Source organism: Herbaspirillum sp. Her3 (genome assembly GCF_057961275.1).
In genome coordinates, this window is the sequence record NZ_CM176328.1 from 1500100 (window position 1) to 1521943 (window position 21844).

The 21844-nt window shown below is 62.8% G+C and carries 18 protein-coding genes and 1 other RNA gene; 13 read left to right on the forward strand and 6 right to left on the reverse strand.

What is annotated here, in order from left to right:
• Positions 1 to 13 precede the first annotated feature (13 nt).
• The 7 genes from truB (at position 14) to ACVC5H_RS06875 (ending at position 8229) form a co-directional block, all read left to right on the forward strand.
• A complete protein-coding gene (gene truB, locus ACVC5H_RS06845; RefSeq protein ID WP_489621607.1) occupies positions 14 to 1018 on the forward strand; it encodes a tRNA pseudouridine(55) synthase TruB in 1005 nt (334 codons plus the stop codon).
• 156 nt (positions 1019 to 1174) lie between these two features.
• On the forward strand, positions 1175 to 3016 hold the full coding sequence (typA, locus tag ACVC5H_RS06850) for a translational GTPase TypA (RefSeq protein WP_489621608.1): 1842 nt from the start codon (positions 1175 to 1177) through the stop codon (positions 3014 to 3016).
• A gap of 640 nt (positions 3017 to 3656) precedes the next feature.
• The gene (gene dusA / locus ACVC5H_RS06855; protein ID WP_489622660.1) at positions 3657 to 4637 is read left to right on the forward strand and encodes a tRNA dihydrouridine(20/20a) synthase DusA; all 981 of its coding nucleotides are present in this window, start codon (positions 3657 to 3659) and stop codon (positions 4635 to 4637) included.
• 66 nt (positions 4638 to 4703) lie between these two features.
• Entirely contained in the window at positions 4704 to 5825 is a 1122-nt protein-coding gene (gene ribBA / locus ACVC5H_RS06860) for a bifunctional 3,4-dihydroxy-2-butanone-4-phosphate synthase/GTP cyclohydrolase II (protein ID WP_489621609.1), read from the forward strand.
• A 54-nt stretch (positions 5826 to 5879) separates the two neighbouring features.
• Positions 5880 to 6365, forward strand: a complete 486-nt coding sequence (ribH, locus tag ACVC5H_RS06865) for a 6,7-dimethyl-8-ribityllumazine synthase (RefSeq protein ID WP_489621610.1) — start codon at positions 5880 to 5882, stop codon at positions 6363 to 6365.
• 104 nt (positions 6366 to 6469) lie between these two features.
• On the forward strand, positions 6470 to 6940 hold the full coding sequence (gene nusB, locus ACVC5H_RS06870; protein WP_338716138.1) for a transcription antitermination factor NusB: 471 nt from the start codon (positions 6470 to 6472) through the stop codon (positions 6938 to 6940).
• Between the two features lie 107 nt (positions 6941 to 7047).
• Positions 7048 to 8229, forward strand: coding sequence for a pyridoxal phosphate-dependent aminotransferase (locus tag ACVC5H_RS06875; RefSeq protein WP_489621611.1), 1182 nt, complete (start codon positions 7048 to 7050; stop codon positions 8227 to 8229).
• A gap of 104 nt (positions 8230 to 8333) precedes the next feature.
• Here the strand turns inward: ACVC5H_RS06875 and ACVC5H_RS06880 are convergent, their stop codons facing one another.
• The gene (locus ACVC5H_RS06880; protein ID WP_489621612.1) at positions 8334 to 9320 is read right to left on the reverse strand and encodes a transglycosylase SLT domain-containing protein; all 987 of its coding nucleotides are present in this window, start codon (positions 9318 to 9320) and stop codon (positions 8334 to 8336) included.
• A 463-nt stretch (positions 9321 to 9783) separates the two neighbouring features.
• Here ACVC5H_RS06880 and ubiD point away from each other — a divergent pair, with 463 nt between their 5' ends.
• A complete protein-coding gene (gene ubiD / locus ACVC5H_RS06885; RefSeq protein ID WP_489621613.1) occupies positions 9784 to 11268 on the forward strand; it encodes a 4-hydroxy-3-polyprenylbenzoate decarboxylase in 1485 nt (494 codons plus the stop codon).
• 161 nt (positions 11269 to 11429) lie between these two features.
• Positions 11430 to 11528: signal recognition particle sRNA small type (ffs, locus tag ACVC5H_RS06890), an RNA gene on the forward strand.
• Between the two features lie 147 nt (positions 11529 to 11675).
• Here the strand turns inward: ffs and ACVC5H_RS06895 are convergent.
• On the reverse strand, positions 11676 to 12680 hold the full coding sequence (locus tag ACVC5H_RS06895; protein ID WP_489621614.1) for a glucokinase: 1005 nt from the start codon (positions 12678 to 12680) through the stop codon (positions 11676 to 11678).
• Between the two features lie 179 nt (positions 12681 to 12859).
• On the reverse strand, positions 12860 to 14641 hold the full coding sequence (locus ACVC5H_RS06900; protein WP_489621615.1) for a tetratricopeptide repeat protein: 1782 nt from the start codon (positions 14639 to 14641) through the stop codon (positions 12860 to 12862).
• A gap of 306 nt (positions 14642 to 14947) precedes the next feature.
• Here ACVC5H_RS06900 and ACVC5H_RS06905 point away from each other — a divergent pair, with 306 nt between their 5' ends.
• Complete coding sequence (locus ACVC5H_RS06905) at positions 14948 to 15631, forward strand: fumarylacetoacetate hydrolase family protein (protein ID WP_489621616.1); 684 nt, start codon at positions 14948 to 14950, stop codon at positions 15629 to 15631.
• A 315-nt stretch (positions 15632 to 15946) separates the two neighbouring features.
• Entirely contained in the window at positions 15947 to 17392 is a 1446-nt protein-coding gene (locus ACVC5H_RS06910; protein WP_489622661.1) for a DEAD/DEAH box helicase, read from the forward strand.
• A 10-nt stretch (positions 17393 to 17402) separates the two neighbouring features.
• Here ACVC5H_RS06910 and gluQRS read toward each other — a convergent pair whose 3' ends face one another.
• Together gluQRS and ACVC5H_RS06920 are read right to left on the reverse strand one after the other, a co-directional pair.
• Positions 17403 to 18287: a tRNA glutamyl-Q(34) synthetase GluQRS gene (gene gluQRS, locus ACVC5H_RS06915; protein WP_489621617.1), complete on the reverse strand. Its 885-nt coding sequence runs from the start codon at positions 18285 to 18287 to the stop codon at positions 17403 to 17405.
• Positions 18284 to 19222, reverse strand: a complete 939-nt coding sequence (locus ACVC5H_RS06920) for a LysR family transcriptional regulator (protein ID WP_489621618.1) — start codon at positions 19220 to 19222, stop codon at positions 18284 to 18286. The genes gluQRS and ACVC5H_RS06920 overlap by 4 nt, the downstream gene beginning before the upstream one ends.
• 150 nt (positions 19223 to 19372) lie before the next feature.
• On the opposite strand from ACVC5H_RS06920, the gene ACVC5H_RS06925 reads away from it, so the two are divergent.
• Together ACVC5H_RS06925 and ACVC5H_RS06930 are read left to right on the forward strand one after the other, a co-directional pair.
• Entirely contained in the window at positions 19373 to 20074 is a 702-nt protein-coding gene (locus ACVC5H_RS06925; RefSeq protein ID WP_489621619.1) for a pirin family protein, read from the forward strand.
• A gap of 103 nt (positions 20075 to 20177) precedes the next feature.
• Positions 20178 to 20753: a flavodoxin family protein gene (locus tag ACVC5H_RS06930; RefSeq protein ID WP_489621620.1), complete on the forward strand. Its 576-nt coding sequence runs from the start codon at positions 20178 to 20180 to the stop codon at positions 20751 to 20753.
• 80 nt (positions 20754 to 20833) lie between these two features.
• Here the strand turns inward: ACVC5H_RS06930 and ACVC5H_RS06935 are convergent, their stop codons facing one another.
• The gene (locus tag ACVC5H_RS06935) at positions 20834 to 21715 is read right to left on the reverse strand and encodes a sulfurtransferase (RefSeq protein WP_489621621.1); all 882 of its coding nucleotides are present in this window, start codon (positions 21713 to 21715) and stop codon (positions 20834 to 20836) included.
• Positions 21716 to 21844 lie beyond the last annotated feature (129 nt).

Genomic DNA, 21844 nt, shown 5'->3' on the forward strand with positions numbered 1-21844 from the left:
GGTCTTGCATTTCATGGCCGACGACACGACGGCGGATACCGTTTCCGCTTCTCCCGATACCCCGCAGCCGCGCGCCAAACGCGGCCAGCAGGCCCGCACGCCCCGTCCGCCGCGCGTGCCGGTGCATGGCGTGCTGTTGCTCGACAAGCCGGTCGGCTTGTCCTCCAACGATGCCCTGATCCGCGCCAAGCGCATGCTCAATGCCCCCAAGGCCGGCCACACGGGCACGCTGGACCCGTTTGCCACCGGCCTCTTGCCGCTGTGCTTCGGCGAAGCCACCAAGTTCTCGCAGGACCTGCTGGAAGCTGACAAGACCTACGAGGCCGTGGTCCACCTGGGCGTGCGCACCGATACCGGCGACACCGAAGGCCAGGTCATCAGCGAGCGCGCAGTCGACGTCAGCCTGGAACAGATCGAAGCAGCCCTGGCGCAATTCCGTGGCCCCATCAGCCAGGTGCCGCCGATGCACTCGGCCCTGAAGCGCGACGGCAAGCCGCTCTACGAATACGCCCGCGCCGGCATCACGCTGGAACGCGAAGCCCGCAACGTCACCATCCACGCCCTGGAGTTGCTGGACTACCACGCCCCCATGCTGCGCATCCGCGTAACTTGCAGCAAAGGGACGTATATCCGCGTGCTAGGTGAAGATATTGGCGAAGTATTGGGCTGTGGGGCTCACCTCAATGCCCTCAGACGCACTGGGGTCGGCGCTCTCACGCTGGAGGGTGCCGTCACGCTGGAGACCTTCGATGCCACCGGCGAGCTGGAGGCCCGCAAGGCCCTGCTGCTGCCGGTGGATGGCCTGTTGCGGACCTTCCCGGCGGTGCATCTGACCGATGAGCTGGCGCGCCGCTTCCTGCATGGCCAGCGCTTGCCGCTGGGCAAGGAAGGCGTGGCGGTGCCGGAGCAGACCGGGCGCGTACGCGTCTATCGCAGTTCGGATGCCGCCCTGCTGGGCACCGGACTGTTGCAGGAATACGCCATCCTGGCCCCCGAAAGGCTGGTGTCCACCGCCTGAGCACAGATAGCGTCAAAGCGGCTTGCGGCGCGGCTTCCGGGGCAGCCCCGAAGCAGCGGCAAGCCGTTGAAAACACAGGTTTTTCCAAAGTTCATGCGTCGCAACATGCTATAATGCGCGCCTCCCGAGATTCGGCATTTCCCAACCACATTCACCATGTCAAACAATATCCGCGCAATTCGCAACATCGCCATCATCGCCCACGTTGACCACGGCAAGACCACCCTGGTGGACCAGCTGCTGCGCCAGTCCGGCACCTTCCGCGACAACCAGCAAGTGGACAACCGCGTGATGGACTCCAACGACATCGAAAAGGAACGCGGCATCACCATCCTGTCGAAGAACTGCGCGGTGGAATACAAGGGCACCCACATCAACATCGTCGACACCCCGGGCCACGCCGACTTCGGCGGTGAAGTCGAGCGCGTGCTGTCGATGGTGGACTCGGTGTTGCTGCTGGTGGATGCCCAGGAAGGCCCGATGCCGCAGACCCGCTTCGTGACCCGCAAGGCGCTGGCCCTGGGCCTGAAGCCCATCGTGGTCTTGAACAAGATCGACCGTCCGGGCGCACGCGCCGAATGGGCCATCAACGCCACCTTCGAACTGTTCGACAAGCTGGGTGCGACCGAAGAGCAGCTGGACTTCCCCGTGATCTACGCCTCGGGCCTGAACGGCTACGCCAGCCTGGATCCGGAAACCCGCGAAGGCAACATGGAGCCGCTGTTCGACGCCATCCTGAAGTACGTCCCGGCCCGCAAGGATGATCCGGACGCACCGCTGCAACTGCAGATCACCTCGCTGGAATACTCCTCCTACGTCGGCAAGATCGGCGTGGGCCGCATCCTGGCTGGTCGCGTCAAGGGCGGTCAGGACGTGGTGTGGATGAATGGTCCGGAAGACAAGCCGACCAAGGCCCGCATCAACCAGGTGCTGACCTTCAAGGGCCTGGAACGCGTGCTGGTCGATGAAGCCCTGGCTGGTGACATCGTGCTGATCAACGGTATCGAAGAAATCGGCATCGGCTCCACCATCTGTGCACCGGATGCGCCCAACGGCCTGCCGATGCTGAAGGTGGATGAACCGACCCTGACCATGAACTTCATGGTCAACACCTCGCCGCTGGCTGGCCGCGAAGGCAAGTTCGTCACCACCCGCCAGATCCGCGACCGCTTGGAAAAGGAACTGAAGTCCAACATGGCCCTGCGCGTGGTGCAGGCCGAGAACGACGACTCGACCTACGAAGTGTCGGGCCGTGGTGAATTGCACCTGACCATCTTGATCGAAAACATGCGCCGCGAAGGCTTCGAGCTGGCCGTCTCGCGTCCGCGCGTGGTGTTCCGCATGGTCAATGGCGTGCGCGAAGAGCCGTACGAAAACCTGACCGTGGACGTCGAAGAAACCCACCAGGGTGGCGTCATGGAAGAACTGGGCCGCCGCCGTGGCGACCTGCAGAACATGGAACCGGACGGCAAGGGCCGTGTGCGCCTGGAATACCATATCCCGGCACGTGGCCTGATCGGCTTCCAGGGTGAATTCATGACCCTGACTCGCGGCACCGGCCTGATGAGCCACGTCTTCGACGACTACAAGCCAGTCGACACCACCAAGGGTGAACTGGCCGGCCGTCGCAACGGCGTGCTGATCTCCCAGGACGACGGCGCTGCCGTGGCCTACGCACTGTGGAAGCTGCAGGATCGCGGCCGCATGTTCGTCAGCCACAACGACCCGGTGTACGAAGGCATGATCATCGGCATCCACTCGCGTGACAACGATCTGGTCGTCAACCCGATCAAGGGCAAGCAGCTGACCAACGTGCGCGCTTCCGGTACCGACGAAGCCGTGCGCCTGGTGCCGCCCATCGAACTGTCGCTGGAATACGCGGTGGAATTCATCGAGGACGACGAACTGGTTGAAGTGACTCCGAAGAGCATCCGCCTGCGCAAGCGTCACCTGAAGGAACACGAGCGCAAGAAGGCGTCGCGCGAGGAATCCATCTAAATCGATAGCAGGAAGGGCAGTCCCGGCTGGGGCGGCCTGTTGTGAGGTTGCAGGTGTGGCAGGCTGGCCTGGTGGTGATATGGGTTTTGTGAATAACTGATATCAGCACAAAAAAGCAGACAGTCATGATGCAGTGCCATATAGTTACACCTGTCTCCTCCAATTTCCTCCTAAAGAATTGGATTCAAGCCCGCAACTTCGGTTGTGGGCTTTTTTTTTGCCATTCCGCCTGAAGTCATGCGGCTGGCGGCTTCCACGCCTGCCGGGCAGGTGTGAGATGAAGGTCTTTACTTCCGTTTATCGTTGTATGAGATGAACGTTTGTCCAAAATAGTTTGTGCTGCGCTGTTTTTGTGCATTGCGAAATGACGGCTGCCGGATTGTGGTGCAGAATCGAGTCCGCTGTACGAAAAATCCTATCTCGAAGAGGATAGAGGGGACACCAGCCCGCAACGCGCAAGCCTTGCGGGCTTTCTATTTGCCGCTGCGGCTGATCCGGGGTGCTAAAACGGTCAAATGAAGGTTTGTTCATCCCCGGCGCTTGTTGTCCGGCTTTCCGGCATCCTGCCCAGAAATTTAATGAAGCGTTTCGTCAGTTTATGAAGAAATTCCTGCCTGCGCGTACCTTGTCGGTTGCCCCGATGATGGACTGGACCGACCGCCACTGCCGCGTCTTCCACCGCCAGATCACCCGCCACACCTGGCTCTACACCGAGATGGTCACCACCGGCGCGCTGCTGCATGGCGACGTGCCGCGTCATCTGGATTTCGACGAGCAGGAACACCCGGTGGCCCTGCAGCTGGGCGGCAGCGAGCCGGCCGACCTGGCCCATGGTGCAAAGCTGGGCGAGCAGTGGGGCTATGACGAGATCAACCTGAACTGCGGCTGCCCCTCCGAGCGCGTCCAGAAGGGCGCCTTCGGCGCTTGCCTCATGGGCGAACCGGCGCTGGTGGCCGATTGCGTCAAGGCCATGCGCGATGCGGTGTCCATCGATGTGACCGTGAAGCACCGCATCGGCATCGATGACGTGCAATCCTATGACTTCGTGCGCGATTTCGTCGGCCAGATCGCCGAGGCGGGTTGCAAGACCTTCATCGTCCATGCCCGCAATGCCATCCTCAAGGGCTTGAGCCCCAAGGAAAACCGCGAAATCCCGCCGCTGAAATACCACTACGCCTATCAACTGAAGCAGGATTTCCCCGACCTGGAAATCCTCATCAACGGCGGCATCAAGACCCTGCCTGAGATCGACGAGCACCTGAAGCACGTGGATGGCGTCATGCTGGGCCGCGAGGCTTATCACAACCCCTACCTGATGGCCAGTTTCGACGCCCGCTACTATGGCGATCTGGACGGTGGCCGCCAGCCCAGCCGCGCTGAGGTGATCGAGGCCATGTTGCCCTACATCAAGCGCCAGTTGGAATTGCATGGCGACAATGGCCGCGGCCTGCGCCTCAACAGCATCACCCGCCACATGCTGGGCCTGTTGACCGGCATGCCCGGTGCGCGTGCCTTCCGGCAAACCTTGTCGGATTCCAAACGGCTGGCGCTGGGGGATCCGGCGCTGCTGGTGGAAGCCTTGCAACGTACCCAGGCTGCACAGGCTGCGCAAATGGCGTAATTGGCCAGCGGAGGAGGCCCGCAATCCTTTAAAATAGCGGGTTCCAATTGGGAAAAGAGCGTGAACATGCCACTTGCAACAACCGAAGAAATCGTCGCCGAACTCCGTGCCGGACGCATGGTGATCCTGGTCGACGAAGAAGACCGTGAAAACGAAGGCGACCTGGTGCTGGCCACCGACTTCGTGACGCCCGAAGCCATCAATTTCATGGTCACGCATGCGCGTGGCCTGGTCTGCCTGACCCTCACCGAAGAACATGTCGACCAGCTCGACCTGCCGCTCATGGCCACCCGCAACGGTACGGCCTATGGCACCAATTTCACCGTGTCCATCGAAGCCGCTGAAGGCGTGACTACGGGCATCTCTGCCGCTGACCGCGCGCGCACCATCCAGGTGGCCGCCTCCAAGGGCGCCAAGCCGTCCGACCTGGTACAGCCGGGCCACATCTTCCCGCTGCGTGCGCAAAAGGGCGGGGTGCTCATGCGCGCCGGCCATACCGAAGCCGGTTGCGACCTGACTGCCATGGCCGGGCTCACCCCGGCGTCGGTGATCTGCGAAATCCTGAAGGAAGACGGCACCATGGCCCGTCTGCCGGACCTGCTGGAGTTTGCCGAAAAACACCAGCTGAAGATCGGCACCATCGCCGACCTGATCCACTACCGCAGCCGCAACGAGAGCATCATCGAACGCGTGGCCGAGCGCCAGATGCAGACTGCCCACGGCAGCTTCAAGGCCATCGCCTATCGCGATACACCCTCGGGCGGCGCGCACCTGGCGCTGGTGCACGGCGACATCCAGCCGGGCAAGGAAACCCTGGTGCGGGTGCACCAGCCGGTATCCATCCTGGATCTGCTCGAAGCCGGTGCCACCACTCACTCCTGGAACCTGGCCGCTGCGATGCAGGCGGTGCAGGCTGCCCAATCCGGTGTGATCGTGCTGCTCAATTGCGAAGAATCGGCGCAGCAGATGTTCGACCAGTTCGGCGCGCTCAACAAGGTCGGCACGCCCGCCGCCGCCAAGCCTACCCGCGCCGACCGCATGGACCTGCGCACTTATGGTATCGGCGCCCAGATCCTGAAGGATCTGGGCGTGTGCAAGATGAAGCTGCTGGCCAGCCCGCGCAAGATGCCCTCGATGACCGGCTTCCAGCTGGAAGTCACCGGTTACCAGACGCGCGAAGGCCACTGAGCCGCCCGACGCATTACCCCATTACGCAAGTCAACCTATCGAGAAGGAACAGCCATGACCATCGGAACCTATGAACCAGACCTCAATGGCGAAAGCTTGCGCATCGGTATCGTCCAGGCCCGCTTCAACGAAGACGTCTGCCATGGCCTGCTGGCCGCCTGCCTGGCCGAACTGAAGCACCTGGGCGTGGCTGACGAGGATATCCTGCACGTGACCGTGCCGGGTGCCCTGGAAATCCCGCTGGCCCTGCAGAAGATGGCCGAGACCGAACAGTTCGACGCCCTGATCGCGCTGGGCGCAGTCATCCGTGGCGAGACCTATCACTTCGAACTGGTCTCCAATGAATCCGGTGCTGGCATCACCCGCATCGGCCTGGATTTCGGCCTGCCCATCGCCAATGCCGTGCTGACCACCGAAAACGACGAGCAAGCCGAAGTCCGCATGGCCGAGAAGGGCGCCGATGCGGCGCGCGTGGCCGTGGAAATGGCCAACCTGTCGATCGTGCTGGAAGAGCTCGGCCAGGCCCCCGAAGAAGAATAATTCACCGGTAGCGGCGGGACCTGCGTCCTGCCGCCGCCCCGCCGGCCTCTGCCGGCACTCGCATTCATTTGTTTCAGTTATCCAAGGCCCCGGCCGCATTCATCATGTCGAACAAAACTCAACACGCCAATTCGAACAAGAACCGCACCCCGCGCCACCGCGCGCGCGAGTTCGCGTTGCAGGGCTTGTACCAGTGGCTGCTCAACCACGAGGACGCGGGTGCCATCGAAGCCCACATCCGCGAAGCCCACGGTTTCGACAAGGCCGACGCCGAACACTTCGATACCCTGCTCACTGGTGCCATCCGCGACGCCGAGAAGCTGCGTGCGGGCCTGGCGCCGCTGATCGACCGTCCGCTCAAGGAACTCTCGCCGGTGGAGCACGCGGCCCTGCTGATCGGTGCTTACGAGCTGCAGAACCATATCGAGATCCCCTACAAGGTGGTCATCAACGAAGCCGTGGAACTCACCAAGTCCTTTGGCGGCATCGATGGTCACAAGTACGTCAACGGCGTGCTGGACCGCTTCGCCGCCCAGGCCCGCGCCACCGAAGTGGAAGCGGCCGGCCGCCGCTGAGCGACTTGCGCCCGCTGCGTTTGCCAGCGCAGCTGCTCGCTTTTGGACGGCGCCGTGGCCACGGGCGCCGTCTTGTCATTTTTGCCCATGTTGTCTGGGATTAGCGCATGAACCTGAACCAACTTGCTTCACGTCTGCAGCACATCGCTCCCTTCCACGTGATGGAACTGTCCAAGAAGGCCGACATTTTGGCCGCGCAGGGCCGCGACCTGATCCACATGGGCATCGGCGAACCCGATTTCACGGCGCCGCCCGCCGTGGTCGAGGCCGCTACCCGCGCCATGGCCGAGGGCAAAATGCAATACACCGCAGCCATGGGCCTGCCGGCCTTGCGCGCAGCCATCTCTGAGCATTACCGCAGCGTCTACGGGCTGGAGATCGCGCCGGAACGCATCGTCATCACGGCCGGTGCTTCGGCCGCGCTGCTGCTGGCCTGTGCGGCGTTGGTCGAACGCGACAGCGAAGTGTTGATGCCCGACCCCAGCTATCCCTGCAACCGCCATTTCGTAGCGGCCTTCGAGGGGCGCGCCAAGCTCATCGCCAGCGGCCCGGAACATCGCTTCCAGCTGTCCGCAGAGATGGTGCGTGAGCACTGGGGAGAACAGACGCGCGGCGTGCTGCTGGCCTCGCCCTCCAATCCCACCGGTACCTCGATTGCTCCCGATGAATTGCGGGCCATTCTCGGCGAAGTGCGCCAGTGTGACGGCTTCACCATCGTCGATGAGATCTACCAGGGCCTGTCCTATGAAGGCGCGCCATTCTCGGCGCTGTCGCTGGGCGAGGACGTGGTGGTCATCAACAGCTTCTCCAAGTATTTCAACATGACCGGCTGGCGCCTGGGCTGGCTGGTGTTGCCGCCGGCGCTGGTGCCGCAGGTGGAGAAGCTGGCGCAGAACCTGTTGATCTGTGCGTCCTCGATTGCCCAGCATGCGGCGGTGGCCTGTTTCACGCCCGAGACCATCGCCGTGTATGAGGCGCGCAAGGCCGAGTTCAAGCGCCGCCGCGACTACATCGTGCCGGCGCTGGAAAGCCTGGGCTTCAAGGTGCCGGTGGTGCCGGACGGCGCCTTCTATGTGTATGCCGATTGCAGCGCACTATGCGACGATGCCGACCAGCTGAGCCTGGACATGCTCTACGAAGCCGGCGTGGTGCTGGTGCCAGGGCTGGATTTCGGACCCTTCACGGCGCGCCGCTATATCCGCTTGTCCTATGCGACCTCGATGGAAAAGCTGCAGGAGGCGGTGGCCCGTCTGCGCGTTTTCTTCGACGCGCGGCGCAAGGCGGCATGAAGCCCTGATCCTGTGTATAGGTACAAAAAAAGGAGCCCGAGGGCTCCTTTTTTCATGCGTTCTGAATACCGGTAATATTCATATCGCAACACGCTTTGCTGTATTTACAGCGCAGCGAGTTGTTCTTCCGTCTTGGGCTTGGCTGCCGAGGCCACGTTGTTGGCAGGCGCCTTGGGCTGTTCGGCGCTGGCCGAGACCGGCAGCTTGACGGTCGCAGTGGTGTAGATGGAGACATTCTTGCCCATCGCCACTTCCTTCAGGTTCTGGTATTCCGACAGCACCTTGATCCCATAGCCGCCATCATTGGCCATGTCCGCCGCACCCACGTAGCTCTTCAGGCCGGCTTCCACCGAACCGCCACGGGTGACGTATTCCTTCAGGATCTGCGAACCGACGCGGATGTTGGCCACCGGATTCAGGGCCGCCTTGATGCCGCCCAGTTCCTGGAATTTGTCGTGATGCACCTTGGCCATCACCTGCATCAGACCCTGCGCGCCCATCGGGCTTTCGGCGAAGGGGTTGAAGCGCGATTCGATGGCGATCACCGACAGGATCAGCAGCGGATCGAGCTTGATGTCGCGGGCCGTCAGGTAGGCGGCCGAGACCAGCATGTCAGCCGCGTCGCTGGCCACACGATAGCGCTTGGCCAGCCAGTTGGTGACCAGCTTCTGCTGGCGCGGATTGCCCAGGAACTGGCGCTCTTCGGGCGACAGTGCCTGGGGGCCCGGATGGACCGGCGCCTGCTGCACCGAGCTGGCGGCCGCTGCACCAGCGAGGGCGCTCACGGTAGCCACCGGTGCGGTGGGTGCCATCAGGTCGGCCAAGGCTGGCGTGGCGGGCGCTTCGGCTTCCTGGACCTCTTCGGTGGCATCCGAGAAGGGCGACATGCTGATCAGCTTGTCGGCCAGGTCGGGATTGAAGAACATCAGGCCCAGAACGAACAGCGCGGCAAGGCCGAGAATCGTCAGCAGACGATGGGCGATGCCGAAAAATTGAGCAATGCGTGGGTTCCCGGAGAGATTCCGGAAATTCACGCGGCGAACCATCTGCGGGGCGCCCGCTAAAGGCGCCTCGGAAGCTTGGTTGGACATTGAACCTCCTGCATTATTGCGGCAAAAACAGGGCGCGCCTGGCCAAGAAGTGAAGACCAAACGGCTGAACTGTCGCTGCTGCAATCTATTACGTTACCGTCGCAAGGCGTTACGGCAAGGCCATCCGCGAGGCCTGCTGGCCCTGCCGTCGGATGGCATGTTTCGGGGGGTAGGGCTGACGCCCTGGACACACTTCTTGAGTTGCTGGGACCCCGGATCCCTGGATACCTTGCTTGGCTCGACTATTTTCGATCGAGCCTCTACGAGCTCACGGCTCACCTCTTCGGTTTAGAGTGGGCGAATTGTAGAAGCCACTTTATATCGAGTCAATACTATGAAAAGAGTTCTTTATAACTTTTGTGTATCATATTGCACGTGGCCTTTCGTCAAAAATCAATAGAATCAAGCGTTTGCCGGGGTTACTTGAGCCGGCTGTGATGCAAAAAGAAATTTGTTAAAAAGTATGAAATACACTGATTTGCGCGACTTTATTTCCAAATTGCAACAAAAAGGTGAGCTCAAGCGTGTCTCGCATCCCGTTTCCTCGCATCTGGAGATGACCGAAATCGCCGACCGCACCCTCCGGGCGGAAGGCCCGGCGCTCCTTTTTGAGCAAGTCGACCAAAAAAATATCCCGGTTTTAGCGAATCTTTTCGGTACTCCTCATCGTGTTGCCCTGGGCATGGGGGCCGAGAACATCGGTGAATTGCGCCGCATCGGCCATCTGCTGGCGCGGCTGAAGGAGCCTGAACCGCCCAAGGGTATCAAGGATGTGCTGGACCTGGGCGCGCTGGTGAAGTCCTTGTGGGACATGGCCCCCAAGGAGCGCAGCTCGGCACCCTGCCAGGATGTGGTGTGGGAGGGCAAGGACGTGGACCTGTCGCGCCTGCCGATCCAGCACTGCTGGCCGGGCGACATTGCCCCGTTGATTACCTGGGGCCTGGTCGTCACCAAGGGGCCGCACAAGAAGCGCCAGAATCTGGGCATCTATCGCCAGCAGGTGCTGGGCCCCAACAAGGTCATCATGCGCTGGCTGGCCCATCGCGGCGGGGCGCTGGATTTCCGCGAGCATTGCATTGCCAACCCGGGCAAGCCGTATCCGGTGGTGGTGGCATTGGGGGCCGATCCCGCCACTATATTAGGTGCGGTCACGCCGGTGCCGGACAGCCTTTCCGAATACCAGTTCGCCGGCCTCTTGCGCGGCAGCCGCACCGAGCTGGTCAAGGCCATGGGCAGTGACTTGCGCGTGCCGGCGTCGGCCGAGATCGTGCTGGAAGGGCATATCTATCCGGATGAACATCATGCCTCCGGATTCGAGCATGCGCTCGAAGGACCGTATGGCGATCACACCGGTTACTACAATGAGCAGGACTGGTTCCCGGTCTTCACCATCGACCGCATCACGATGCGGCGCGATGCCATCTATCACTCCACCTACACCGGCAAACCGCCCGATGAGCCGGCTGTGCTGGGTGTGGCGTTGAATGAAGTTTTCGTCCCCTTGTTGCAGAAGCAGTTTGCCGAAATCACCGATTTCTACTTGCCTCCCGAGGGATGCAGCTATCGCATGGCGGTGGTGCAGATGAAGAAATCTTACGCCGGCCATGCCAAGCGGGTGATGTTCGGGGTGTGGAGTTTCCTGCGCCAGTTCATGTACACCAAGTTCATCGTGGTGGTGGATGAGGATGTGGATATCCGCGACTGGAAGGAAGTGATCTGGGCCATCACCACCCGTGTGGACCCGGTGCGCGATACGGTGCTGGTGGATAACACGCCCATCGATTACCTCGACTTCGCCTCGCCCATCAGCGGGCTGGGCAGCAAGATGGGCATCGATGCCACCAACAAGTGGCCCGGTGAAACCAGCCGTGAATGGGGTACGCCCATCGTGATGAGCGACGATGTGAAGAAGCGTGTCGATACCATCTGGAAGGACCTCGGTATCTAAGCAGGTCGGGCGGTCGCGTGTGACACGCCGCTCTCGCCAGGTGAAGCTTCAGGTAAAAAGCCGCGTAAATTGTTTAGGCATTTTGCGCGGCTTTTCACTTTCTGATGCACTGCAATGATTTCTCTGGCCGGGCCTGTGTGAATTGGGATACAATGCACCCCGGCGGGCCCCTGCGCATTGTGGCATGGTCAACCTGGTCAGGTCGGGAACGAAGCAGCCACAGCCATTTCCCGCAAGTGCCGCAGACAAGGCTCGCCTCTATTCTCTTTCTCTTCTGTTGTTCCAGCAGTTCTTCCCGCTCCTTGCTTTCCCGGATTGATTGCCTCAGCGCTTGCGTTTGTCACGGCCATCAAAAAGGCTGAAGCGAACAAGTCGCATCAGCCGTTGTACTTCACTTGCGGCAGAGATTACTCGTGCGGATCCAGCCGGTCCGCCAGGATCGCCGAGACGCCCGTGAAAGCCGGATATTCCGCCGTGATGACATAGGTCGGAATGGCCTTGGTGAGCACCGACATGCGGCCCTTGTTCTCGAAACGCGCGCGGAAGGGCGAGCGCGCGAAATACTCACCCAGATGCGGCACTACGCCGCCGCCGATATAGATGCCGCCCAGCGCACCCAGGGTCAGCGCCAGGTCGGCGGCGACGGTGCCCAGCATGCTGCAGAACAGGTCCAGTGTTTCCTGGCACAGTGCATCGCCTTGTTTCAATGCGCCTTCCACGATGTCGGCGGCCTTCAGTTCGGCAGCCGGACGACCATCGATGGCCAGCAGCGCGCGGTGGATGAATTCCAGCCCCGGTCCGGAGACCAGGCGTTCAGCCGAGACGTGCTCATGGAACTGCCAGGCATAGGCCAATACCGCTGCTTCGCGCGCATTGGCCGGGGCAAAAGCGGCATGGCCGCCTTCGCTGGCCAGTGGCAGCCAGTGGCCATCGCCGCGTACCAGTCCGCCGACCCCCAATCCGGTCCCGGCACCGACCAGTCCGACCGGCTGGCCAGGCTTGGGCGCACCGCCACCGATCTGCTGCAGCTCATCGGCGCGCAACTGCGGCACCGCCATCGACAGCGCCGTGAAGTCGTTGACCACCAGCAGCAGATCAAAGCCCAGCAGCTGGCGCGCCGCTTCGATGGAGAAGGCCCAGTCGTGGTTGGTCATCTTGATCTGGTCGCCCTGTACCGGATTGGCGATGGCCACCGCGGCATGCCTGACCGGAGGGTGTCCGGCCAGCTTCAGGTAGGCCTGGACGGCATCGGTAAATTGCGGATAGTCCGCGCCGCGCAGGACCTTCACTTGTTCTATATGCCCAGCTGAAGTTTCCAGCGCGAAACGGGCGTTGGTGCCGCCGATGTCGGCCAGCAGGCGCGGACCGCCGGCGTGGGGCGGCTTGTTCGGGGAGGGCGTCGGGGCTTGCATGGTCTGTCCTTGTTCTGTTCATGCCGGCAGGCGGCAGGGCGCGTGGCCGTGCCGCCTGTCCGGTTGCAATGGAGTCGGGCTGCTTCTGCTGCTTGTGCGCTACAGGATATGAGGCAGGTCGGCGCGCCAGGTTCCGGCGGATGAGCTGGCCATCCGCATCGGCGCGCATGGTACCAGCATCAGGCCAACTGTTGCAGCAAGGCGCTGCGCACCTCGGCGATCACGTCGCTCCAGTCGCCGGTCTGGCCCTGGCGGAACAGGCGCATGGACGGATACCACGGCGTATCGCTGCGTTCGAGCTGCCAGCGCCAGCAGGTGTTGACGCGGTTGAGCAGCCACACCGGCTTGCCCAGCGCGCCGGCCAGATGGCAGACCGCCGTGTCCACACTGATGAGCAGATCAAGATTGGCGATCAGGCCGGAGGTGTCGGCAAAGTCGCGCAATTCGGGCGAACAGTCCTGCACATGCTGCGCCAGCGGATGGGCGCGCAACTGCGCCAGGGCGGCCTCGCCGATCTGCACCGAATAGAATTCCAGCCGGGCATGCTCGCGTGCCAGCTCCACCACCGGAGCCAGCGCGTCAAAGGGCAGGGAACGTTCGCCGTCGATGCGCACTGCATCCGGATGCGTCTGGGCAGAGCTGCCTGCCCACACCAGGCCGACCCGCAAGGCGCGGTTGTGCGGCAGGCGCTGCAGCCAGCCGGCCCAGGCGCCGGCTTCCGGCAGCAGGTAGGGCGCGCGCGGGATGTCGGCTTCGCTGAAGGACTTGCAGGCCAGTGGCAAGCTCATCAGCGGGCAGTGATAGTCAAAGCCGGGCCGCATGAAATGGTCGCTGCCGATGACTTCGGCAGCGCCCGGCACCTTGGCCAGCAGGCGCACCAGCGCCGGCTGGACTTCTAGGATGACGCGAGCGCCCATGGCGGCCACCAGCGGCAGATAGCGCACGAACTGCAGGGTGTCGCCAAAGCCTTGCTCGGCATGGACCAGCAGGGTCTTGCCCTGCAGCGATTGTTCACCCAGCCACAGCGGCTGGAGGAACTGGCGCGCCAGGGAGCGCATCTGCTCGGTCGCCCAGCGGCTTTCGTAGGCGGGCCAGCCTTGGGCGAAGTCACCCTGGCGCAATTTCATGAGCGCGTCGTTCCAGGCGGCCGAATTCGTATCGGGCTTGAGTGCGCGGGCGCGGCGATAGCATTCGGTGGCTTCGTCGAAGCGATACAGCTGTTCCAGCGTGGAGCCACGATTGAACCACAGGTCCGGTGAGCTCTCGTCCAGTTCGAGGGCGCGGTCATAGGCGGACAGGGCCTCGACGGGCCGATGCATCTTGAAGAGCACGAAACCACGATTGGAATGCGCTTCGAAGAAGTCCGGATGCTCCTGCACGGCGCGGTCATAGGCGCGCAGGGCATCCTCGAAGCGATAGCTGTCCTTGCAGGTATTGCCCAGGTTGAACCACGCTTCGATGAAGTCGGGGCGCAGCGCCACGGCACGCTCATAGCTCTCGCGCGCATCATGATAGGCGTAGCGTTCATGCTGGATATTGCCCAGCTGGAACCAGGCATCGGCATTGTCGGGGGCCAGCGCCACGGCACGTTCGAGGTCGGCCTGCGCTTCTGCGTTCAGCTCGAGGCGGCGCAAGGCGGTACCCCGTGCCAGCAGGGCCTCGGCGAAGGCCGGGTTGTGCGCCAGGATCTGGTTGTAGCGTTCTACGGCTTCGGCGTCGCGGCCCAGGTGGACCAGGGCGCCGGCGTGGTCGAAATAGGTATCGGCATGCTCGGGATTGAGTTCGATCGCCTTGGCCAGTTGGGCTTCGGCGGCCTCCCAGTCTTCCTGGTGCAGCTTGAGCATGCCGTAGAGATAATTGGCCTCGAAATGGCGCGGCAGCTTGACCAGCACCTTCTTGTAGAGATCCTCCGCCGGTCCCAGCTTGCCTTTCTGATGAAGTGCCAGGGCTTTTTGCAACAAGATGAGTGACGCGTTTGCTTGCGGATGCATGGAAGTAGTCAATGTGAGAGAGAAGTGCCGACAGTGCCGGAGTCTGGCAAGTGTCCCAAATTCGCGCTGTTTCTGCCAGCGGATTACCGGGGCAATCGCCCTCCAATTGCGGGCTATGGTTGGGCAGCGGGGTAACCGGTAGGTGCGCCAGCGGGGGGCGCGCTTTTCTTTTACACTACCGGGACATCAGACAACTGATGCGCCAAGCCGGCACTGACCGGTTCTTCATCCACCGCATGCAGGCTGCATGCATGTCGCCACCACGGAGTCTTCCCGATGAGTTTCGCCATTCCCGCCCCCGCCCAGGCCACCGTTGCCGTGCTTGGCGGTGCGCCGTTCCCGGTTCGCCGCATCTATTGTGTGGGCCGCAACTATGCCGCCCACGCCCGCGAAATGGGCCATGACCCTGACCGCGAACCGCCGTTTTTCTTCATGAAGCCGGCCGATGCCGTCGTGCCGACCGACTCGGTGGTGCCGTACCCGGCTGCCACCGCCGACTACCACCACGAGATCGAACTGGTGGTGGCGCTGGCCAAGGGCGGCCGTGACATCCCGGTGGAACAGGCGCTGGAAACGGTCTATGGCTATGCGGTGGGCTTGGACATGACCCGCCGCGACCTGCAGGCGCAGGCCAAGAAGCTGGGCCGTCCCTGGGACATGGCCAAGGGCTTCGACCAGTCCGCTCCCTGCGCACCGCTGGTGCCGGTGGCCCAGGCCGGCCATCCGGACAAGGGCGCCATCTGGCTCAAGGTCAACGGTGAAGTGCGCCAGCAGGGTGATCTCTCGGACCTGATCTGGAACGTGGCCGAGACCATTTCCTACCTCTCCGGCCTGGTCGAGCTGTTCCCCGGCGACCTGATCTATACCGGCACTCCCGAAGGCGTGGGGGCAGTGGTCAAGGGCGATCACCTGCAAGGCCACGTGGACGGCTTGCCGGACCTCAACATCACCATCGGCTGACCAGGCCGGCGAGCAGGGCGCCGCAGCCGGTGGCTGCAGCGCCCGCAGGCTTGTTCTGCAGCCCGCAATTCCGGGCGGAAACCAAACTGTCATGAAGCCGGCCGCGATGCGGCGTATAATAAGGAGTTCCGGGCAGAGTTTGTGCCGGCCCGGTCAGCATCGTTGGCATCATCCGAAGCGCCCGGCCGAGCAGGTTTGGCCGGTTCGCCCGTAACACCTCAACACAGAAAGCAATCAGAACCCGTGCGCATGCACGCCATGCACCGGAGCCGCCTGGCGGCTGCCGCGGCGCTGTCGCACCGTTCGCAATACACCATGTCCGACACCACGTCCGCGTCCGCAGCACCGGCTGCACCTGCCGTCCGCTTCGAAGATTTCGGCCTTTCGCCCGATATCCTGAAAGCCCTGGCCGAACAAGGCTACGTCCACCCGACCCCGATCCAGGCCCAGGCCATTCCCGTGGTGCTGCAAGGCCGCGATGTGATGGGGGCAGCCCAGACCGGCACCGGCAAGACCGCCGGCTTCTCTCTGCCGATCATCCAGCGCCTGCTGGCGCACGCCAGCCACAGCGCTTCGCCGGCCCGCCATCCGGTGCGCGCCCTGATCCTGACCCCGACGCGCGAGCTGGCGGACCAGGTGGCGGACAATGTGAAGGCGTATTCACGCTTCACCCCGCTGCGCTCCACCGTCGTCTTCGGTGGCGTGGACATGGCCCCGCAAACCGCCACCCTGCGTGCCGGCGTGGAGATCGTCATCGCCACCCCGGGCCGCCTGCTGGATCACGTGCAGCAAAAGACCGTGAACCTGTCGCAGACCCAGATCCTGGTCATGGACGAAGCCGACCGCATGCTGGACATGGGCTTCCTGCCAGACCTGCAGCGCATCATCAACCTGCTGCCCAAGCAGCGCCAGAACCTGCTGTTCTCGGCCACCTTCTCGCCCGAGATCAAGAAGCTGGCCGCCAGCTTCCAGAACAACCCGGTGACCATCGAAGTGGCGCGCAGCAATGCCACCGCCGAAAACGTCACCCAGACCATCTACAAGGTGGAGGAAGCCGCCAAGGCCGATGCAGTCAGCTTCATCATTCGCCAGCGCGAACTGAAGCAAGTGATCGTTTTTTCCAATACCAAGATCGGCGCTTCGCGCCTGGCGCGCACATTATTGGCCGAGGGTGTGAAGGCTTCTGCCATCCACGGCGACAAGACCCAGTCCGAGCGCATGGCCGCGCTGGAGTCCTTCAAGCAGGGCCAGATCGAAGTGCTGGTGGCTACCGACGTGGCTGCACGCGGTCTGGACATCGCCGAGCTGCCCTGCGTGATCAACTATGACCTGCCCTACAACGCCGAAGACTATGTGCATCGTATCGGCCGTACCGGCCGCGCTGGCGCCTCGGGCGACGCCATCTCGCTGTTCTGTGACAAGGATGAACGTCTGCTGGTCGATATCGAGAAGCTGATCAAGAAGAAATTCGAGCGCGCCGAACTTGCCGGCTTTGCGCCGCGCATGCGCTCTGATCGTGGTGATCGTGGTGATCGTGGTGATCGTGGTGAGCGTTCGGAGCGCGGCGAGCGCAGTGAGCGCAGCCGTGGCAGCCGTGACGGTGCTGCGCCGTCGGGACGCCGCGAAAAGGTCGATCCCTGGTTCCTCAAGCCCTATGAGCCCAGCGCCACCGAGACCGTCTCCACCAAGCCGGAATTGCCCAAGAACAACCGTCCCAAGCCCAAGGTCGCAGCCTTGCTGGGCGGCATCCCCAAGCGCTGATTCCGCGCTGTCAGCCAGGGCCGAAACGCGCTCGCCAGGCGGTGAGCGCCAGGGTCCAGAAGCCCTCGCGGTCACGCGCCGCGCCCGTCTCCAGTCCCAGGAATGCCGCCGCCTGCTGCAAGGCCAGCAGCGGCTGGCTCAGGTCCAGTGCCTGCGCGCCGTTCTGCTTGGAAAACTTCTCCCCCATCGCATTCATCAAGAGCGGCACGTGCAGGTAGCACGGCGTCGGATAGCCCAGCAATCCCTGCAGGTAGATCTGCCGCGCCGTCGAGTCGAGCAGGTCGGCGCCGCGCACGATGTCGGTCACGCCCTGTTCGGCGTCATCCACCACCACCGCCAGCTGATAGGCCCAGAAGCCATCGGCTCGCTGCAGCACGAAATCTCCCACTTCCGTCGCCAGGTGCTGTGCCTGCGGGCCGAGCCAGCGATCCGTGAATCGCACCAGCTCGCCCGCTTCGCCGGATTCCGGCACGCGCAGCCGCAGCGTACGCGCCTCCTTGCCCGGCGCCAGGCCGTGACGGCAGGTGCCGGGATAGAGTGCGGCGCCATCGCTGGCCGTTCCTACCCGTGAATCGGCGATCTCCTTGCGGCTGCAGCCGCAGGGGTAGGCCAGCGCACCCAGCCGCTCACGCGCCAGCTGGTAGCGCGCCTTGCGCTGGCTCTGCACCAGGACCGGGCCGTCCGAATGCATGTCCAGCGCGGCCAGGGTGGCGATGATGTCGTCAGCCGCGCCGGGCACGGTGCGGGTCTCATCAATATCCTCGATGCGCAGCAGCCAGCGGCCCGCGTGCACGCGCGCATCCAGGTAGCTGGCCAGCGCCGCCACCAGCGAGCCGGCATGCAGGGGCCCGGAAGGCGAGGGCGCAAAGCGGCCCACGTAGGCCGGGCGGCTCACGGCTGCTCCCGCAGCGGGACCGGGCCGATCAGCGACTGCCGCACGTGCGGCTGCGCCAGGTGCTGGATGAACCATCTCAGCGACTTGCCCAGTTCGGCCTTGGGCCAGGCCACCATGAAGTTGTCACTGGGCTTGGTGGCCAGGGTCTGCTTTTCCACCAGCGCGCCCGTGGTCAGGTAGGGCTCGGCCCAGATGCGCGGCAGGTGGCCGCAGCCCAGGCCGGCCAGCTGGGCTTGCAGCTTGTCGGCCACGGTGGCGACCGTCAGCGTTTCCTGGCCCGACAGCAAGCCCATGGTCAAGGTGGGCAGGGACTGGCTGTTGTCCCCCACGGCAATGGCCCGGTGGCTGCGCACCAGTTCGGCCGACAGCGGCTCGCTGGCCGAGGCCAGCGGGTGCTGCGGCGCCACCGCAAAGACCCAATCCACCGCCCCCAGCTCCTGCATCTGGAAGCGGCCGCTGGTGCGCACCACTTCCGGCCCGTCCAGCGTCACCCCGATGACCAGGTTGGCGCGGCCTTCGATGAGTTTTTCCCAGGCACCGGTCAGCACGCCGGGCGTAAAGCGCAGGCGAGTGCCGGATTGCTCGCGGTCGAAGGCCTCGATCACCGGCAGCATCTTGTCAAAAGGAATCAGGCTGTTGAGCACGATATGCAGCTCGGTCTCACGCCCGGTGGCGGTGCGCTTGACGCGCTGCTCCAGGTCGTTGGCGGCCAGTAGCAAATGACGGCCTTCCTGCAACAATTGCAGGCCCGCCGGTGTCAACTGGGCCCGATGGCCGCGCCGGTCGAACAGGAGGACGTCCAGGTCATCTTCCAGCTTGCGCACACTGTAGGTCAGGGCCGAGGGCACCCGGTCCAGTGCCACGGCAGCCGCGGCAAAGCTGCCCTTGCGGTCGATCATGTCGAGGATCAGCAGGGATTCCAGGGTCAGGTTCACGTCTTGCTCCGCTTGTTTAAATTTTTTGAACGAACACTACGGATTTTAGACCTTATCTGTCCAAAAGTTAGCCTCTATAGTGACGCCATCGACAAACATTTTGACCAAACCAATTCCGGTTTGTACCTGACTCAAGAAAGAGGTGTTGACATGATGGAACTTCGCAAAGCGAATGATCGTGGCCACGCCAACCACGGTTGGCTGGATTCCTATCACAGCTTTTCCTTCGCGGACTACTATGATCCCAAGCATATGGGCTTCGGCCCCTTGCGCGTGATCAATGAAGACCGCGTTGCTGCTGGCCAGGGCTTCGGTACGCACGGCCACCGTGACATGGAGATCATTTCCTATGTGCTCGAAGGTGAACTTGCACACAAGGACAGCATGGGCAATGGCAGCGTGATCCGCCCCGGTGACGTGCAGCGCATGAGTGCCGGCACGGGCGTGCGCCACTCGGAGTACAACCACTCCCAGGACGGCACCACGCATTTCCTGCAGATCTGGATCATGCCGGACCGCGCCGGCGCCGAACCGGGTTATCAGGAAGCGCACTTCTCGGCCGCCGACAAGGAGGGCAAGCTGCGCCTAGTGGCCTCGCGGGATGGTCGTGACGGTTCGGTCAGCATGAACCAGGATGCCCAGCTGTATGCCGGTCTGTTTGATGGCGCCCAAGGCGCCAGCTACACCTTGCCGCAAGGCCGCCTGGGCTATGTGCATGTAGCCCGTGGCAAGGTCAGCGTCAATGGCCAGCCCCTGGAAGCGGGCGATGCCGTCAAGCTCAGTGCGGTCGACCGCATCGAGATTGCTGGCGGTGAAAAGGCTGAGGTTCTCTTGTTCGATCTGCCGCGCTGAGCACTTAGCGCTGGCAGGGCAGTTTGCAGTAGCAAGCCCGCCGGTACCGATCACACCGGCGGTTTTTTCGCGTCACTTCACTCTCTAGAGAAGGAATTACGTCATGACCAAAGTTGCCATCGTCTACCATTCCGGCTACGGCCACACCAAGAAGCAGGCTGAAGCCGTGCAGGCTGGCGCTGCCGGCGTTGCCGGCGCCAATGTCGAGCTGATCGCCATCAGCGCCGAAGGCACCATCACCGATGAACAATGGGCCAGCCTGGATGCGGCTGATGCCATCATCTTCGGCTCGCCGACCTACATGGGTACCGTGTCCTGGCAGTTCAAGAAATTCGCCGACGCTTCCTCCAAGCCCTGGTTCAGCCAGAAATGGAAGGACAAGATCGGCGCCGCCTTCACCAATTCGGCCAGCATGAACGGCGACAAGCTGTCGACCCTGCACTACCTGTTCACGCTGGGCATGCAGCACAGCATGATCTGGGTCGGCACCGGCCTGATGCCTTCCAACAGCAAGGCAGCCCAGCGCAACGATATCAACTACGTCGCCTCGTTCTCGGGCCTGATGGCGCAAAGCCCGTCGGATTCCTCGCCGGAAGAAGGTCCGCTGCCGGGCGACCTAGAAACGGCCAAGCTGTTTGGTGCGCGCGTGGTGGAAACGGCTGCCAAGTTCAAGAAGTAAGCTTCACTCCTTTTGCTGCAGATGTGAAAAAGCCGGCCTCACAAGGGCCGGCTTTTTTCGTTGTCAGGACGCTGTGCCGCTCAGGCCGCAGCAGAGCTGGCTTCCTGCGCTGCACGCTGCCGGGGCGCGCAATGCGGGCAGGACTTGCCCGGCACGTAATCCGGCGACAGCTGTTCGCGCGGGGTGACCACGGCGCGGCAGGCGAAGCATTGGGCGGTCTGGGTTTCCTTGAGCTCGGGGCTCAGGGCGGTGCGATAGTCGAAGACGAAGCAGTCGCCGTTGTAGTGGGCGCCGCCGACATCCTCGAAATACTTCAGGATGCCGCCTTCGAGCTGGTACACATGGTCATAGCCAATGTTCTGCATGTGAATGGCAGCCTTTTCGCAGCGGATGCCGCCAGTGCAGAAGGTCACCACGGTCTTGCCCTCGAAATCGGCCTTGTGGTCTTCGATCACCTTGGGGAATTCCGTGAACTTGCTGATACGGTAATCCACGGTGTTGTCGAATGTACCCACATCGACCTCGAAGCCATTGCGGGTATCCACCATCACCACCGGACGGCCTTCGTCGTCATGGCCCTGGTCCAGCCAGCGCTTGAGTTCCTTCGGTTCCACGAAGGGCGCGCGGCCCAGCTCCGGCTTGATCAGCGGATGCTTCATCGTGATGATCTCGGCCTTCAGTTTCACCAGCATGCGGGTGAAGGGCTGCTTCTCGGAATAGCTTTCCTTGACGGTGAGGTCGGCAAAGCGCGCATCGGCACGCAGCCAAGCCAGGAAGGCGTCGATTTCATGGCGCAGGCCGGCCAGGAACAGGTTGATGCCTTCCGGACTCAGGATCACGGTGCCGCGAAGGTTGTTCTTTTGGCAAAACTCCAGAAAAGCGGGACGCTTTTCGGCGGTGTCATCGAAGCTGACGAATTTGTAGGCGGCGATGTTGACGTAGGGGGTATCGGGGGACTGCATGATGTCGTGCTCAACTCTAAGTCTTTGAATCGTCAGCATTATAACCGTGCGCTCCGGCTGGCCGCAGTTATTTGGCAGGTGCGTGCGGCTTCTCTGATGCAGATCAAGGCAAGTTCGCGGGATCGCCGT